This window comes from Kineococcus endophyticus (assembly GCF_040796495.1).
Taxonomy (GTDB): domain Bacteria; phylum Actinomycetota; class Actinomycetes; order Actinomycetales; family Kineococcaceae; genus Kineococcus; species Kineococcus endophyticus.
The window spans coordinates 107,974-121,316 of the sequence record NZ_JBFNQN010000011.1; the positions used below are offsets into that span (position 1 = coordinate 107,974).

At 77.0% G+C, this 13,343-nt stretch carries 11 protein-coding genes; 4 read left to right on the plus strand and 7 right to left on the minus strand.

Annotated elements, in window-relative coordinates:
* Position 1: 1 nt before the first annotated feature.
* The 4 genes from AB1207_RS16365 to AB1207_RS16380 form a co-directional block, all read right to left on the minus strand.
* The gene (locus AB1207_RS16365; RefSeq protein WP_367639455.1) at positions 2-5,716 is read right to left on the minus strand and encodes a diguanylate cyclase; all 5,715 of its coding nucleotides are present in this window, start codon (positions 5,714-5,716) and stop codon (positions 2-4) included.
* Between the two features lie 121 nt (positions 5,717-5,837).
* Positions 5,838-6,887, minus strand: coding sequence for a ribosome small subunit-dependent GTPase A (rsgA, locus tag AB1207_RS16370; protein ID WP_367639560.1), 1,050 nt, complete (start codon positions 6,885-6,887; stop codon positions 5,838-5,840).
* Positions 6,884-8,275 (minus strand): 3-phosphoshikimate 1-carboxyvinyltransferase, encoded by a 1,392-nt coding sequence (aroA, locus tag AB1207_RS16375; protein ID WP_437178960.1) that lies wholly within the window; start codon positions 8,273-8,275, stop codon positions 6,884-6,886. The genes rsgA and aroA overlap by 4 nt, the downstream gene beginning before the upstream one ends.
* A gap of 100 nt (positions 8,276-8,375) precedes the next feature.
* A complete protein-coding gene (locus AB1207_RS16380; RefSeq protein WP_367639456.1) occupies positions 8,376-8,906 on the minus strand; it encodes a DoxX family membrane protein in 531 nt (176 codons plus the stop codon).
* Positions 8,907-8,993: 87 nt separating this feature from the next.
* Here AB1207_RS16380 and AB1207_RS16385 point away from each other — a divergent pair, with 87 nt between their 5' ends.
* The 3 genes from AB1207_RS16385 (at position 8,994) to rsrA (ending at position 11,012) form a co-directional block, all read left to right on the plus strand.
* Positions 8,994-9,833, plus strand: coding sequence for an SOS response-associated peptidase (locus AB1207_RS16385; protein ID WP_367639457.1), 840 nt, complete (start codon positions 8,994-8,996; stop codon positions 9,831-9,833).
* A gap of 73 nt (positions 9,834-9,906) precedes the next feature.
* The gene (locus tag AB1207_RS16390) at positions 9,907-10,713 is read left to right on the plus strand and encodes a sigma-70 family RNA polymerase sigma factor (protein WP_367639458.1); all 807 of its coding nucleotides are present in this window, start codon (positions 9,907-9,909) and stop codon (positions 10,711-10,713) included.
* Positions 10,710-11,012, plus strand: coding sequence for a mycothiol system anti-sigma-R factor (rsrA, locus tag AB1207_RS16395; protein ID WP_367639459.1), 303 nt, complete (start codon positions 10,710-10,712; stop codon positions 11,010-11,012). The genes AB1207_RS16390 and rsrA overlap by 4 nt, the downstream gene beginning before the upstream one ends.
* Before the next feature lie 69 nt (positions 11,013-11,081).
* Here rsrA and AB1207_RS24505 read toward each other — a convergent pair whose 3' ends face one another.
* Complete coding sequence (locus tag AB1207_RS24505) at positions 11,082-11,156, minus strand: 50S ribosomal protein bL37 (protein WP_099052597.1); 75 nt, start codon at positions 11,154-11,156, stop codon at positions 11,082-11,084.
* Between the two features lie 184 nt (positions 11,157-11,340).
* Between AB1207_RS24505 and AB1207_RS16405 the strand changes: the two genes are divergently transcribed.
* On the plus strand, positions 11,341-12,435 hold the full coding sequence (locus AB1207_RS16405) for a type IV pilus twitching motility protein PilT (RefSeq protein ID WP_437178967.1): 1,095 nt from the start codon (positions 11,341-11,343) through the stop codon (positions 12,433-12,435).
* 12 nt (positions 12,436-12,447) lie between these two features.
* On the opposite strand, the gene AB1207_RS16410 is transcribed toward AB1207_RS16405, so the two are convergent.
* Together AB1207_RS16410 and AB1207_RS16415 are read right to left on the minus strand one after the other, a co-directional pair.
* Positions 12,448-13,134 carry a maleylpyruvate isomerase family mycothiol-dependent enzyme gene (locus AB1207_RS16410; protein WP_367639461.1) on the minus strand — a complete coding sequence of 229 codons (687 nt, stop codon included), beginning with the start codon at positions 13,132-13,134 and terminating at the stop codon, positions 12,448-12,450.
* The gene (locus tag AB1207_RS16415; RefSeq protein ID WP_367639462.1) at positions 13,131-13,268 is read right to left on the minus strand and encodes a hypothetical protein; all 138 of its coding nucleotides are present in this window, start codon (positions 13,266-13,268) and stop codon (positions 13,131-13,133) included. The genes AB1207_RS16410 and AB1207_RS16415 overlap by 4 nt, the downstream gene beginning before the upstream one ends.
* Positions 13,269-13,343 lie beyond the last annotated feature (75 nt).

The window sequence follows — 13,343 nt, forward strand, 5'->3', positions numbered from 1 at the left end:
CTCACGGGGCCACGACGACGACGTCGCGGCCCGCGTCCTTGGCGCGGTAGAGCGCGGTGTCGGCGCGGGCGAGCACGTCGGTCAGCTGCTCGCCCTCGCGCAGCACCGCGACGCCGACGCTGACGGTGACCTGCAGCTGCTGGCCGCGGACCTCCACGGGGGTGCGGCGCACGCCCTGGCGCAGCCGTTCGGCGACCTCGCGCGCGTCGAGCGTCCCGTGCGCCTCGTCGGCCGGGCTCGTGACGACGACCGCGAACTCCTCGCCCCCGTAGCGGCCCAGGACGTCGGTCTCGCGCGTCTCGTGCTGCAGCCGGCGCGCCACCGTGGTCAGGACCTCGTCGCCGGCGGCGTGGCCGTAGGTGTCGTTCACGGACTTGAAGTGGTCGACGTCCACCATGACCACGGCGACGGTGCGGCCGGTCGCGGCCCGGCGCACCCGCTGCTCGCCGAGCCGGAGCAGGTGACCGCGGGTGGCGACGCCGGTGAGGGAGTCCGTGCGGGCCAGGTGCTCGACCTGGGCGAACAGGCGCGCGTTCTCCAGGCCGATGGCGGCGGGGGCGGCCAGGGCCTCGGCCACGTGGGTGCGCGCCGCCGGCCCGTCGGGGCCGCCCACCAGGACGAGGGCCTCGGCGACCTGGCCCGTGCGGTCCTTCAGCGGCACGACCAACCACGGTGACGGCAGTTCCTCGGCGGGGTCGGGCCGCTCGGCCGCCGGTCCGGTGGCCAGGTCCAGCAGACCGGCCAGCCGGGAGGGCAGGCGCCGCTCGCCGATGCCATCGCCGGTCACCGCGTGGGCGCTCTCCAGCAGCGCGGCGCAGTCGGCCTCGCCCTGCCAGTCCCGGCTCCAGGCGACCTCCCGGACCGAGGGGGCCGCGGCGGCGGCGACGAGGGCGGGCGGGTCGGCGTGCAGCGCCGGGCCCGCGGCGACCGGGACGAGGGCGGCGCGGCGGCCGCCGAGCTCGGTGAGGGCCGAGCGCACGAGACGCCGCCGGACGGTGGGCAGGTCCAGGCTGCCCGAGACCTCCTCGGTCACGCGGCGGACGGCCTCGGCCAGGTCGCGCTCGCGCTGGGCGCCGTGGACCTCGATCTCCAGCCGGGCGGCGCGCGCGGTCTCCAGCGACGCGGCGACCTGACCGGCGATCAGCTGCAGCAGCTCGACGTCGCCGCGGCCGAACGCCCCCTGCGCGACCGTGCTCACGGCCGACAGCACGCCCGTGCGGCGGCCGCGCACGAGCAGCGGGACGGCCACGACGCTGCGGGCCACCTCGTCCGCGCTGTGCGCGCCCCGGGCCGAGGCGGCGGCCGCGGACTCCAGCGCCCCCCGCACGACCGGGCGGCCCGTGCGGGCCGCCCGCGCGGCCGCGGGGTCGACGGGGCCCTGGTGCGGCAGGTCGGTGCCGGCGCGCGTGCGTCCGGCGAAGACGACGAGCTCGTCGTCGGGGTCGAGCACCGCGAGCACGGCGCGGTCGGCCCCGAGCACCTCGCAGGCCTGGTCCAGCGCGAGCCGGACGACGTCCTGCGGGTCCAGGACCTGGGCCGCGTGGCCGACGTCGCGCATGGCGGACAGCAGGCGCCGGCGCCGTCCCGGCGCGGGGGTCCAGGAACCGCCCGCGGCCGCCCCGGGCCCGGAGGGCTGGGTGGGGGCGCGGTCGGCGCGACCGCGCTGCACGAGCGTCACCCAGCCGTGCTTCTCGGCCAGGGCCGTCGCCATCCACCGCAACCGCTCGGCGTCGGGGTGCGCGCCGGTCTGCTCCAGCAGGTCGGCCCGCAGCAGCAGGACGTGGTGGTCCACGAGGGGGGCGTCGAGCCGGCTGGCCCGGACCTCGGCGCGGCGCAGGAGCAGCCGGGCCCGGGTGGGGGCGCCCAGCGCGTGCAGCGCCGCGGCCCGCACGACGTCGACGTGGGCGGCCTGCACGGCGCTGCCGCGGCCGGCGTGGCGCACGCCGCCGCGCGCCAGTGCGCGCAGCGCCTCCCGCACGTCCCGTTCGCGGTCCTGGACCCGGCCGGCGTCGCCCGCGTCGGCCGCGGCCCGCAGCTGCGCGATCCGCCCGCGGACGACGAGCACCAGGGCCCAGCGGACCTCGCTCGCCCCGCGCAACGGTGTGCGGCGGGCCGCGCGCAGGACCTGCCGGGCCACGGCGTCGAAGCGTTCGGTGAGGTCGACCTGCTGCACGAGCCAGTTCGTCGTCGCCAGCAGCAGGTACCAGGAGTGCAGGGGCGAGGGCTGCGGGGTGCCGGTACCGCTGGTGCCGCCAGCCGAGTCGCCGGCGGGGCCGCCGACCGGGTCGTCGGCCCTGCGCTGCAGCGCGTCCAGCACGTCACCGGCCTCACCGGGGCGGCCCTTGGCGCCCAGGACGGCGGCGCGCAGGAGCTCCAGCTCGGCCGGGACGGCGGTGTCCTCCCGCACGCGGCGCACGGCGCGCTCGTGCCAGGCGGTCGCCGCGCCGAGGTGCCCGGCCGCCAGCCGTTCCACGGCGACGGCGAGCGTCCCGGCGACGTGGGCGGGCAGGTCCAGCCACTGCCCGTCCTCCTCCAGCACGTCGGCGACGGCGCGCCAGGTCCCGCGCCGCCGCAGCCGCCGGACCCCGTCCGCCAGCCGCAACGACGCCAGGATCACCGGGTCGACCTCGGCCGCCCCGCGGGGGCAGGCGGGCGTCAGCGGACGGCCGACGAGGCTGCCCGTCCCGGGGAGCCGGACCGGCAGCAGCGTGAGCCGGCCGGTCGCGGCCTGCAGCAGCGCGGCCCGCAGCGTCCAGCGGGCGTCGCGGACGAGGTCGGCGCGCCGGGCGCGCAGCGCGTGGACCCAGGACGCGACGGCGGTCGGGGCGGCGGCGCGCGGCCTGCCCAGCTGCAGGTCGGCGGCGGCGGCCTCGCGCAGGAGCACCGCGTGGGCGCCCTCGAGCGTCGCCTGCTCGACCTCGCGCGCCGAGTCGAGCCGGTGGCGGCTGTCGTGGCGGTGGGCGCGGCGCAGCACGGTGGCCAGCAGGACCGCCAGCGACGTGAGGGCGAACGTGCACCAGCCCGCCGGACCGGTCGGGCGTGGGCTGTCGAGCGCGCCGAGACCGTCGGTCGCGGCCCGCAGGGCGCGGCCGGCGCCCGCCGCGGTGCGTTCGTGGCGGTGCACGGTCGCCAGCTCACCCAGCACGACGGCCCGGTCCACGGGGTCGCCCGCGGCGCCGGTCAGCTCCTCCAGGTGCGCCCGGGCCTCGGCGTGGCGGCCCTGCCGGGCCAGGCAGGCGGCCAGGACCCGGCGCAGCCGCGGGTCCAGGTCCAGACCCGCGGTGGCGGCCGTCTGCACGGCGTGGGTCAGCAGGGCGACGGCCGTCTCCGGCGCGGACCGGCGGGCGGCCTCGACGCCGGCGACCGCGCAGGCGTCGACGACGTCGGCGGGAGCCACGGCGTCACCGGCGCGCAGGTGCTGGTGGGCGCAGGCGAACAGGGCGTCCCGGTCGACGGGGAGGGTCTCGGCGCGCGGGTCCGGACGGCTCTCGGAGCGGGTGTCAGCGCGGGTGTCGGAGCGCAGGACGCGGGCCAGCCGGGCGTGCAGCGCCCGCCGTTCCACCTCGTCGACGCCCTCCAGGACGGCGTCGATGACCTGCTGGTGCCAGAACTCGTGCCGACCGTGCGGCAGCGCCCGCAGGAGCCGGGCCGCGACCCCCGCGGTCAGCCCGGCGTGGACAGCGTCTGCGCCCAACTGCGGCGCCGCCGCGCGCAGGACGAGGTCGTCGTCGACCGACCGGCCGCACGCGGCCGCCAGCCGCAGCACGTGCCGGTGCCCCGGCGGGAGCTCGTCGACGCGGCGCAGCAGCGCGCTGAGGAGCCGCGGCGCGACGGGGACGGCCTCGAGGGCGGCGTGCTCGAGGCGCCAGTGGCCCCAGTCCGGCAGCAGGCCACCCTCGTCGAGCAGCGTCGTCAGCAGGGCCAGCAGGGCGCCGGGGTTGCCCGCGGCGCGCGAGACGAGGGCCGTGGCCACGGAGTCGGTGACCACGGCGCCGGGCAGCCGGCGACGCACGACGGCGCGGGCGGCGGCGTCCGACAGCGGCGGCACCTCCAGCACCAGCGCCCGGGCGGTGTCGAAACCGGGGATGCCGTCGAGGTCGTCCTCGGAGGTGCGGACGCGGTCGACGAGGACGACGAGCAGCGGGAGGTCGGAGCACTCGCCCGCGACCCAGCGCAGCACCGCCAGCGTCGAGGCGTCGGCGTGCTCGGTGTCGTCGAGCACGACGAGCAGCGGCCCGGTGCGTGCGGCGTGCTGCAGCAGCTCCTCCGCGAGCGCCTGCGGGCGCGGTTCGTCCTCGCCCGTGGCCTCCGAGGACACGTCGGCGGTCGACAGGCCCGCGACCGCCATCGCCCGGCGCAGGGCGCTCAAGGGGGAGCTCGGAGACGTCGTGCTGTCGAGCACCACCGCGGCCCCGCCCTGCGCGACCGCCCTGCGGCGCAGGCGGTCCACCAGGACCGACCGGCCGGAGCCGGCCGCGCCCCGCACGAGGACGAGGCCGCCGGACCCGGCGCGGGCGCCGTCCCAGGCGGCCTCGAGCGCCACCGTCTGCCGGCCCCGCTCGAGCAGCGGTCCGTCGGCGGGGCTGGTCCAGGTGCGCCGCCCCAGCGCGATGTCGGGGGCGGTGTCGGCCGCGATGCGGGCGAGCTCGTCGGCGACGGCCGCCGCGTCGTGCGGACGGTCCTGGGGGTCGCGGGCCAGCAGCCGGCGCAGCAGCACGCCCAGCGGCCGCGGCACGTCCGGTCCGAGCCCGTCGAGGTCGAGGGGGCGCAACCGCGCCAGGCGGCGGCGCACCTGCGTCGCGTCCGCGCCCTCCACGGGGGTGCGGCCGGTGAGGCACTCCAGCAGCACGGCGCCGACGGAGTACAGGTCGGAGCGGTGGTCGACGGGGCTGCGCACGACGCCGGCCTGCTCGGGGGAGCGGTACAGCAGCGCGCCGGCCTCGGCGTCGGAGGCGTCGGCCGCGCCCGCGGTCCCGGGCTCGCGGCGGCGTCGGTCCGGCCCGTCGGGCCGGCCCGCACCGGCGTCGGACGGGGCCTCGACCGGCCACGCCGGCCCCGGGGGCGCCCCGGTGTCGAGGTGGGCCACGCCGAGGTCCACGAGGACGCCCCGGCCGGTGCGCGTCACCAGCACGTTGGCCGGCTTCACGTCGCGGTGCACCAGACCCGTCGCGTGCAGCGCGTGCAGCGCGTCGCACACGTCGACGAGCAGGCGCAGCGTGGCGGGCACCGACAGCAGCCCCGACGGCAGGTCCGCCGGGTCCGCGCCGGTCCCGCTGGCCGTCAGCGGCGGGGAGTGCAGCAGGTCCGCGAGGGACGTCCCGTCGTGGGCGTCCATGACCATGGCGAGGCGGCCCTCGACCTCGGCCACCGCGTGGACGCGGGTCAGGCCGGGGTGGTGGACGCTGGCCAGCAGGGCCGCCTCGCGGCGCAGGGTGCGGTCGGCGTCGGCGGTCTCGAGCTGGTCGCCGCGCCGGGGTCTCGTCCCCGCCCCGACGTTCGCGCCGTGGCCGGTGCGCTGGCGCTTCACGGCGTACTCGCGGTCGCCTCGGAGGGCCAGGTGCACGACGGAACCGGCGCCACGCCCGAGCTCGCGCAGGACGGTCCAGGGCGGTTCGGTGGTCCCCAGGGTCAGCGGGGGCGGAGCCGAGGCCGGCCCGGGCACGGCGGGGCGACCGGGCCCTGCGGGTCGTCCGGGCGCGACGGTGCCCTCGGGCACGGCCGCTCCGCGACCGCGGGGCCAGGTGGAGCTCACATCCCCCATGAAGAGCCGTTCCCTCGTCGCCGACCGGTCGACGGTCACCCTAGGGCATCACCTGTGGACGGCGAGTGGCCGGGGATCATGGCGCCGCGGCGTCGTCGCGCGTGCTGCGCCGGGCGGCCAGCAACCGGCGGAACGACTGCAGCCGAGCGGGCCCGGCTGCCCCCGCCCGGCCCTGCTCCACCCAGGCGTCCAGGGCGCAGTCCGCCTCGTCGTGGGTGCACCCGCGCGGGCACTCGGCCTCCCCGGGCAGCAGGTCCGGGAAGGCCCGCAGCACCGACTCCGGGGCCACGTGCGCCAAGCCGAACGAGCGGACGCCCGGGGTGTCGACGACCCAGCCGCCACCGGGCAGCGCCAGCGCGGCCATGGACGTGGACGTGTGCCGGCCCCGCCCGGTCACGGCGTTGACGTGCCCCGTCGCGCGCGCGGCGTCCGGCACGAGCGCGTTGACCAGCGTCGACTTGCCCACCCCGGAGTGCCCCACGAGCACGCTGACCCGGCCGGCCAGGCGCTCGCGGACGGCGTCCAGCCCCGCCAGCCCGTCGGGGCCGCGGGAGGTGACGACGGCGTCCAGCCCGAGGGGGGCCCACGTGTCCAGCACCTCCGACGCCGGCCGCAGGTCGCCCTTGGTCAGGCACAGCAACGGCGTCATCCCGGCGTCGTAGGCCGCGACGAGGCAGCGGTCGACCAGGCGCGAGCGCGGTGCGGGGTCGGCGACGGCCGTCACGACGACGAGCTGGTCGGCGTTGGCCACGACGACGCGCTCGATCGGGTCGGTGTCGTCGGCCGAGCGCCGCAGGGACGTGCGGCGCTCGTCGATGCGCACGATGCGCGCCAGGGTGTCCGTGGCGCCCGTGACGTCCCCGACGAGCCCGACGCGGTCGCCCACGACGACGCCCTGGCGGCCCAGCTCCCGCGCGCGCATGGCCGTCACGAGCCGTGCGTGCGCACCGCCCTCGCCGACCAGGCACGTCGAGCGGCCGCGGTCGACCGCCACGACGAACCCCGCGACGGCGTCGGCGTGGGCCGGGCGGTCCTTCGTGCGCGGCCGCGAACCCCGCCGGTTCGGCCGGATGCGGACGTCGTCCTCGTCGAAGCGACCGACGGGACCGCGCTGGCGGGGGCTCAGGCGCCGACCCCCGCGAGCATGGCCGCCCACATCCCCGGGAAGTCGGGCAGCGTCTTGCCGGTCGTCCCGATGTCCTCCACCAGCACGCCCTCGACCGCGAGGCCCAGGACGGCGCCGGCCGTGGCCATCCGGTGGTCGGCGTAGCTGCGGAACACCCCGCCGTGCAGCGTCGCCGGGTGCACCAGCAGCCCGTCGGCCGTCTCCTCGGCGCGGCCCCCCAGGGCGTTGACCTCGGTGACGAGGGCCTTGAGGCGGTCGGTCTCGTGCCCGCGCAGGTGCGCGATGCCGCGCAACCGGGTGGGGGAGCTGGCCAGCGCGGCGAGCGCCGTGATGACGGGGGCCAGTTCGCCGGCCTCGTGCAGGTCCAGGTCCAGCCCGTACAGCTCACCGGTGCCCTCGACGAGCAGGCCGTCGCGGTCGAGCGTGACCTCGGCGCCCATCTGGTCCAGGACGTCGCGCAGGACGTCGCCGGCCTGCGTCGTCGACTGCGGCCAGCCCGGGACGCGGACGCGGCCGCCGACCGCGGCGGCCGCGGCCAGGAACGGGCCGGCGTTCGACAGGTCCGGTTCGACGTGGACGTCCAGGGCGCTGATCTCGCCCGCCTCCACGAGCCAGCGGCCGGGGGTCGCGTCGTCGACGACGACGCCGGCGTCCCGCAGGACCTCCACCGTCATCTGGATGTGGGGCAGGCTCGGGATGGGCGGGCCGTCGTGGACGACCTCCAGCCCCTCGCGCGTGCGGGCGCCGACGAGCAGGAGCGCGGAGACGAACTGGCTGGAGGCGGAGGCGTCGATGCGGACGGTCCCGCCGCGCAGCCCCTCCTGCGGGCCCCGAACGGTGAACGGCAGCAGGCCGCGGCCGCCGTCCTCGACCTGCGCGCCGAGCTGGCGGACGGCGTCGACCACGGCGCCCATGGGGCGCTCGCGGGCCCGCTCGTCGCCGTCGAACTCCACGGGGGAGGAGGCGAGGGCCGCCACGGGCGGCAGGAAGCGCATGACCGTGCCGGCCAGACCGCAGTCCACGCGGACACCGCCGGTGACGGGACCGGGCCGCACGACCCAGCACTGCTCGCCCGGGCGGTCGCCGCGGTGCCCTCCCTCGGCGATCTCGGAGACGTCGGCGCCGAGGCTGCGCAGGGCGTCGGCCATGAGGACCGTGTCCCGCGAGACGAGCGGGTCGCGCAGGACCGAGGGCCGGTCGGCGAGGGCGGCGACCACGAGGTAGCGGTTCGTCAGCGACTTCGAGCCCGGCACCGGGACGACGGCGTCGAGGGGACCGGCGGCGGTGGGGGCGGCCCACAGCTCGCCGTCACCGCGCGCACCGTCACCCAGCGGACCGTCACCGGCGGCCGGGCTCGAGGGTCTGCTGGACGGATCGTTCGATGTCACGGGGGCATCCTCGCAGCCGCCCCCGACACGCAGCGAGCCACACACCGGTGTCCTGGGGACACCGGGCGTGGCCCGGGCGTCGACGAGCGGTCCTCGCGGCTCAGGTGAGCTTGGCCGCCGCGAGCTGGACGTCCTTCTTGCCGAGCTCGGCCGCGTGCACGGCCTCGTGGGCGGCGAGGCGGGCCAGGCGCTGGGCGTCGCGGCCGGCGCGCTTGCCGCGCCAGAGGGCCCCGGGCTTGCCCGCGGTGTCGGCGGCGGCCAGCAGCGCCGCCCCCAGGAGGCCGACGTCGACCAGGAAGTCGTGCAGGACCTCCTTGCGCACGCCGGAGTCCTTCTCGGACCAGAACGGGTGGTTCACGTAGGCGCTGGGGGCCGCCGTGGCCGCCAGGACGGTCGCCGCCAGCCGCGGGGCCTTGCCGAGCGCGAACAGGACGCCCGCACCCGCCATCGCGGCGCCGTTGAGCCGGACCAGCAGGACCGGGTCGTCGGGCAGGCGCAGCGGGCCGGCCGCACGGTGCACGAGCGGTTCGGCCGAGGGGGCGAGGTCACCGGCGTGCCGGAGCTGGTCGATGCCGTTCTTGATGAAGATCGCCGCCAGCATCGGTCGGGCCACTCGTCGCACCACAGTCATGGGAGTTGCCTACCGCAAACCCGTGATCACCGCGAACGCGGGCCCGCCCCGGGGCGCGTGTCGGAGGTGGCTGCCAGGGTGTGACGCATGTGCGGTCGCTACGCCCTGAGGAGAGACGTCGACGACCTCGTCGAGGAGTTCGAGGTCGACGAGGACACCCTGTCGCCGGGCGGGTCGCCGGGCGGGTCCGGTCCCGGGCCCGTCGTGACGCTGTCGACGAACGTCGCGCCGACGACGACCCCGCCGGTCGTGCTCGAGCGCTTCCGCAAGGACGAACCGGACGCCCCGCCGACGCGGTCCCTGCGCGCCCTGCGCTGGGGGCTGGTGCCGAGCTGGTCCAAGGACGCCTCCGGCGCGGCGCGCATGGTCAACGCGCGCGTTGAGTCGCTGCTGTCGAAGCCGGCCTTCGCCAAGGCCGCGGTCGCCCGGCGCTGCCTCGTCCCGGTCGACGCCTGGTACGAGTGGCAGACGAGCGGCACGGCGACCGAGGGCGGCAAGCCCCGCAAGCAGCCCTTCGCGGTCGGGGCGGCCGACGGTTCGGTGCTGTCGCTGGCCGGGATCTACGAGTTCTGGAAGGACCCGGCCAAGGCCGAGGACGACCCCACGCGCTGGCTCGTCTCCTTCGCGGTCGTCACGACGGCCGCCGAGGCGGGTCTGGACCGCCTGCACGAGCGCATGCCGGTCGTGGTGCCGCGGGACCTGCGCGACGCCTGGCTGGACCCCTCCCTCGACGACGCCGACGACGTGCAGTCGCTGCTCGACGCGGTCCCGCGCGACCTCTTCCTCGGCGGGGCGCTTCAGGCGCACCCCGTGTCCCGGCGGGTCGGCAACGTCCGCAACACCGACCCCGACCTCCTCGACCCGGTGCCCCTGGACGAGCTCGAGGGCGTGGTCGACCTGCGCACGGGCGAGCTGCTGGGTGGCTGACGAGGCGCGACCCGGCCCCGGAACCCGCGCAGCGGCCTGGAATGGTGGCGCCGGTCACGGCGTTGACCCGGTCATGCCGTTCGCCCCAGCCCTCGAACCCGCACGCGAGTCAGCGCGCCGGATCGAGCCGCGCACCCCGGCCCGGGGTCCGCTCGGCCCGCCCGGTCGACGGCCGGCGGGCAGGCCCCCGCGCGGGGGCGGTGCCCCGGCGCAGGGCCTAGGCTCGAGCGCGATGACCGAACAGACCGCACGGGTCGCCACCGAGGACCCGGCCGAGATCCTGGCGCAGGAGACGGCCGACGAGCGCGCCGCGCGCTTCGAGCGCGACGCCCTGCCGTTCCTGGACCAGCTGTACTCCGCCGCGCTGCGCATGACCCGCAACCCGGCCGACGCCGAGGACCTCGTCCAGGACGCCTTCGCCAAGGCCTACGGCGCGTTCCACCAGTTCACGCCGGGGACGAACCTCAAGGCGTGGCTGTACCGGATCCTGACGAACACGTACATCAACACGTACCGCAAGAAGCAGCGCGAACCCCAGCAGTCCCACTCGGACGAGATCGAGGACTGGCAGCTCGCGCGGGCGGAGTCGCACACCTCCCGGGGTCTGCGCTCGGCCGAGACCGAGGCGCTGGACCACCTGCCCGACTCCGACGTCAAGCGGGCGCTGCAGCAGGTGCCCGAGGACTTCCGCCTCGCGGTCTACCTCGCCGACGTGGAGGGGTTCGCGTACAAGGAGATCGCCGAGATCATGGGCACCCCGATCGGGACGGTGATGTCCCGGCTGCACCGCGGTCGTCGTCAGCTGCGTGAACTCCTGCGCGACTACGCCGTCGACCGCGGCGTCTCGGGGGCTGCGCCCAGCACGGAGGGAGCGTCGTGAGCACGTCCGAGGAAGTCACTCCCGACGAGGCGCAGACCGAGGTGTCGCGCTGCCGCGAGGTGCTCGACCGAGCGTTCGAGTACCTCGACGGCGAGATGCCCGACCTGGACTGCGAGAAGCTGCGCGCCCACCTCGAGGACTGCGCCAGCTGCCTGGCCCAGCTCGCCGAGGACGAGAAGCTCAAGCAGGTCATCCGGGACGGCTGCCCGTGCGAGGAGGCCCCCCAGACGCTGCGGGCGCGCATCCTCGTCTCGATCACCGAGGTCAGCGCGGTCTCGTCGAGCACGCCGCTGCGCTGAGCGACGCACGCACCACGAGGGCCCCGGATCCGACTGGATCCGGGGCCCTCGTCCTTCTGGTGCGCGTCCTCAGGCGTTGGGGCGCTTGCCGTGGTTCGCGGCGTTGCCCTTGCGCGAGCGGCGCTTGCGGCCTCGCTTGCTCATGGCGGTCCTCCTCGTCGTGCGGTCGAACGGGTCCGTGCAGGGCCTGCGGTCGTGCTGGGTGCAGACCTGCTCCGCCATCCATCGTCCCACGGGGTGAGGAGTGCTCAAGGTCGCCCCCGCCCCTCCCGATGAGGCAACGGTGACGATCACGCAGGGGACCGAGGAGTCGCGCAGCGCCGGGCACGTGGCCGCGCCGACGGACGTGCTCATCACGCCGTACCTGCGGGCCCTGGTCGACCTGCGCGGGTCCGACCTGCACTGCAAGGCCGGGTCCCCGCCCCGCATCCGGATCGACGGCCGGCTCCGCTCGCTACAGGCGCCGCCGCTGACCCCCGACGTCACCGAGCGGATGCTCGAGCAGATCCTGCGCCCCGACCTCGTCGAGGAGTTCTCGCGCACCAACGAGGCCGACTTCGCCTACAGCCTCCCCAACGGCGCGGGCCGCTTCCGCGTCAACGCCTTCCGCCAGCGCGGGTCCGTCGGCCTCGTGCTGCGGCGCGTGGCCGCCCAGGCGGTGCCGTTGTCCGGTCTGGGCGTCCCGCCCGTCATCGAGCAGCTCGCCCTCGAGCACCGCGGGCTGCTGCTCGTCACGGGGCCGACCGGTTCGGGCAAGACGACGACGCTGGCCGGGATGATCGACCACATCAACAAGGTCCGCGAGAGCCACATCGTGACGATCGAGGACCCGATCGAAGTGCTGCACACCGACAACCGGTCGATGATCAGCCAGCGCGAGGTGCGGCTGGACACCGCCGACTTCACCACGGCGCTGCGGGCGGCCATGCGCCAGGACCCCGACGTCATCCTCGTCGGGGAGATGCGCGACCAGGAGACGGTCAAGGCGGCGCTGTCGGCGGCCGAGACCGGCCACTTCGTCATGTCGACGCTGCACACCATCGACGCGGCCGAGACGATCTCGCGCATCATCGACTTCTTCCCCCCGCACGAGCAGAAGCAGGTGCGGCTCGCCCTCGCCGGCTCGCTGCGCGGCATCGTCTGCCAGCGCCTCGTCCCCCGCGCCGACGGGGCCGGCCGCTGCGTCGTCATGGAGATCTGCATCAACACCGGCCGCATCGCCGACGCGATCACGGACCCGGACAAGACGAGCCTGATCACCGACCTCATCAAGGAGGGCCAGTACTACGCGATGCAGACGTTCGACCAGCACCTCGTCGCGCTGGTCCGCGACGGCGTCGTCACCCTCGAGGACGCGCAGAGCGCCGCGTCCAGCCCGCACGACCTGGCGGTCGAGCTGCGGCGCCTGGGGATCCTGGCCTGACGGCCGCCGCCCTCACGGCGTGAGGGCGGCGGACAGCACGTCCGCCGCTCGCTCGCGGTCGCCCGTGACGACCAGACCCGGGTCGGTCGGCGGGGTGCGGCCCCAGAGCAGCCGCAGGAGCGCGGCGTCGGGGCCGGCCACCTCGGCGACCACGGGCCCGGAGCCCAGCACCCACCGCCGCGAGCCGGCGAGGCGCACCGCCACCTCCGGCGCCGCGGTGCGCCCGAGCCGGACCTGGCGGGGCAGCAGCGTGTCGAGGACCTCCTCGACGGCGTCCGCGACCTGCGCCCCGGAGCCGGTGCGCGGAGCGCCGGCCGCGTCGGCGAGGTCCCAGGCGTGCAGGAGCGTCTCGTGGGCCTGCCGGCGGTACCAGTCGCCGGCCGTCCCGGCGCCGGTGAGGGTGGTGCACGGTCGAGAGGGGTCCTCGTCGAGCGCGACGAGCAGGTCCGCCGCCGCGGCCGCGTAGGCCCCGGCCGGGTCGTCCGCCGGTGCGGGGTCGTCGTCCGCGGGGACCGGAGCACCCGGTGCCGTCCGGCTCATCGCCGCCGCCCAGCGGTGCACACCCGTCAGGTGGGTGACGACGTCGAGGGCGGTCCAGCCCGGGCACCCGGGCACGACCGCGGTCGGCGGGGCCGTCCGGGCGAGGGCGAGGAACTCCGCCTGCCGCGCGAGGAGGGCGGCGCGGTGCGGCGCGGTCACGGGCGGGGCCGGGGGACGGGGCCGTCCTGGGACCACTCGCGCGAGGTCCGGGTGTCGGCGCCGACGAGGGGTGCGGCGACGGCCAGCACCACGAGCACGATGAGCACCGCGAGGGCGGTGAGGTCACTGGACACGCGTCCAGCGTCGTCCGGCGGGACCGGCCGGACGAGTGGCAGCTCTGCCGAGGTTCGCCCAGATCCTGCCAAGGT

Coding starts and splice junctions, on each gene's coding strand:
- AB1207_RS16380 (WP_367639456.1), bottom strand. CDS start 8,906: ATGACTGTGGTGCGACGAGTGGCCCGACCGATGCTGGCGGCGATCTTC.
- AB1207_RS16385 (WP_367639457.1), top strand. CDS start 8,994: ATGTGCGGTCGCTACGCCCTGAGGAGAGACGTCGACGACCTCGTCGAG.
- AB1207_RS16390 (WP_367639458.1), top strand. CDS start 9,907: ATGCCGTTCGCCCCAGCCCTCGAACCCGCACGCGAGTCAGCGCGCCGG.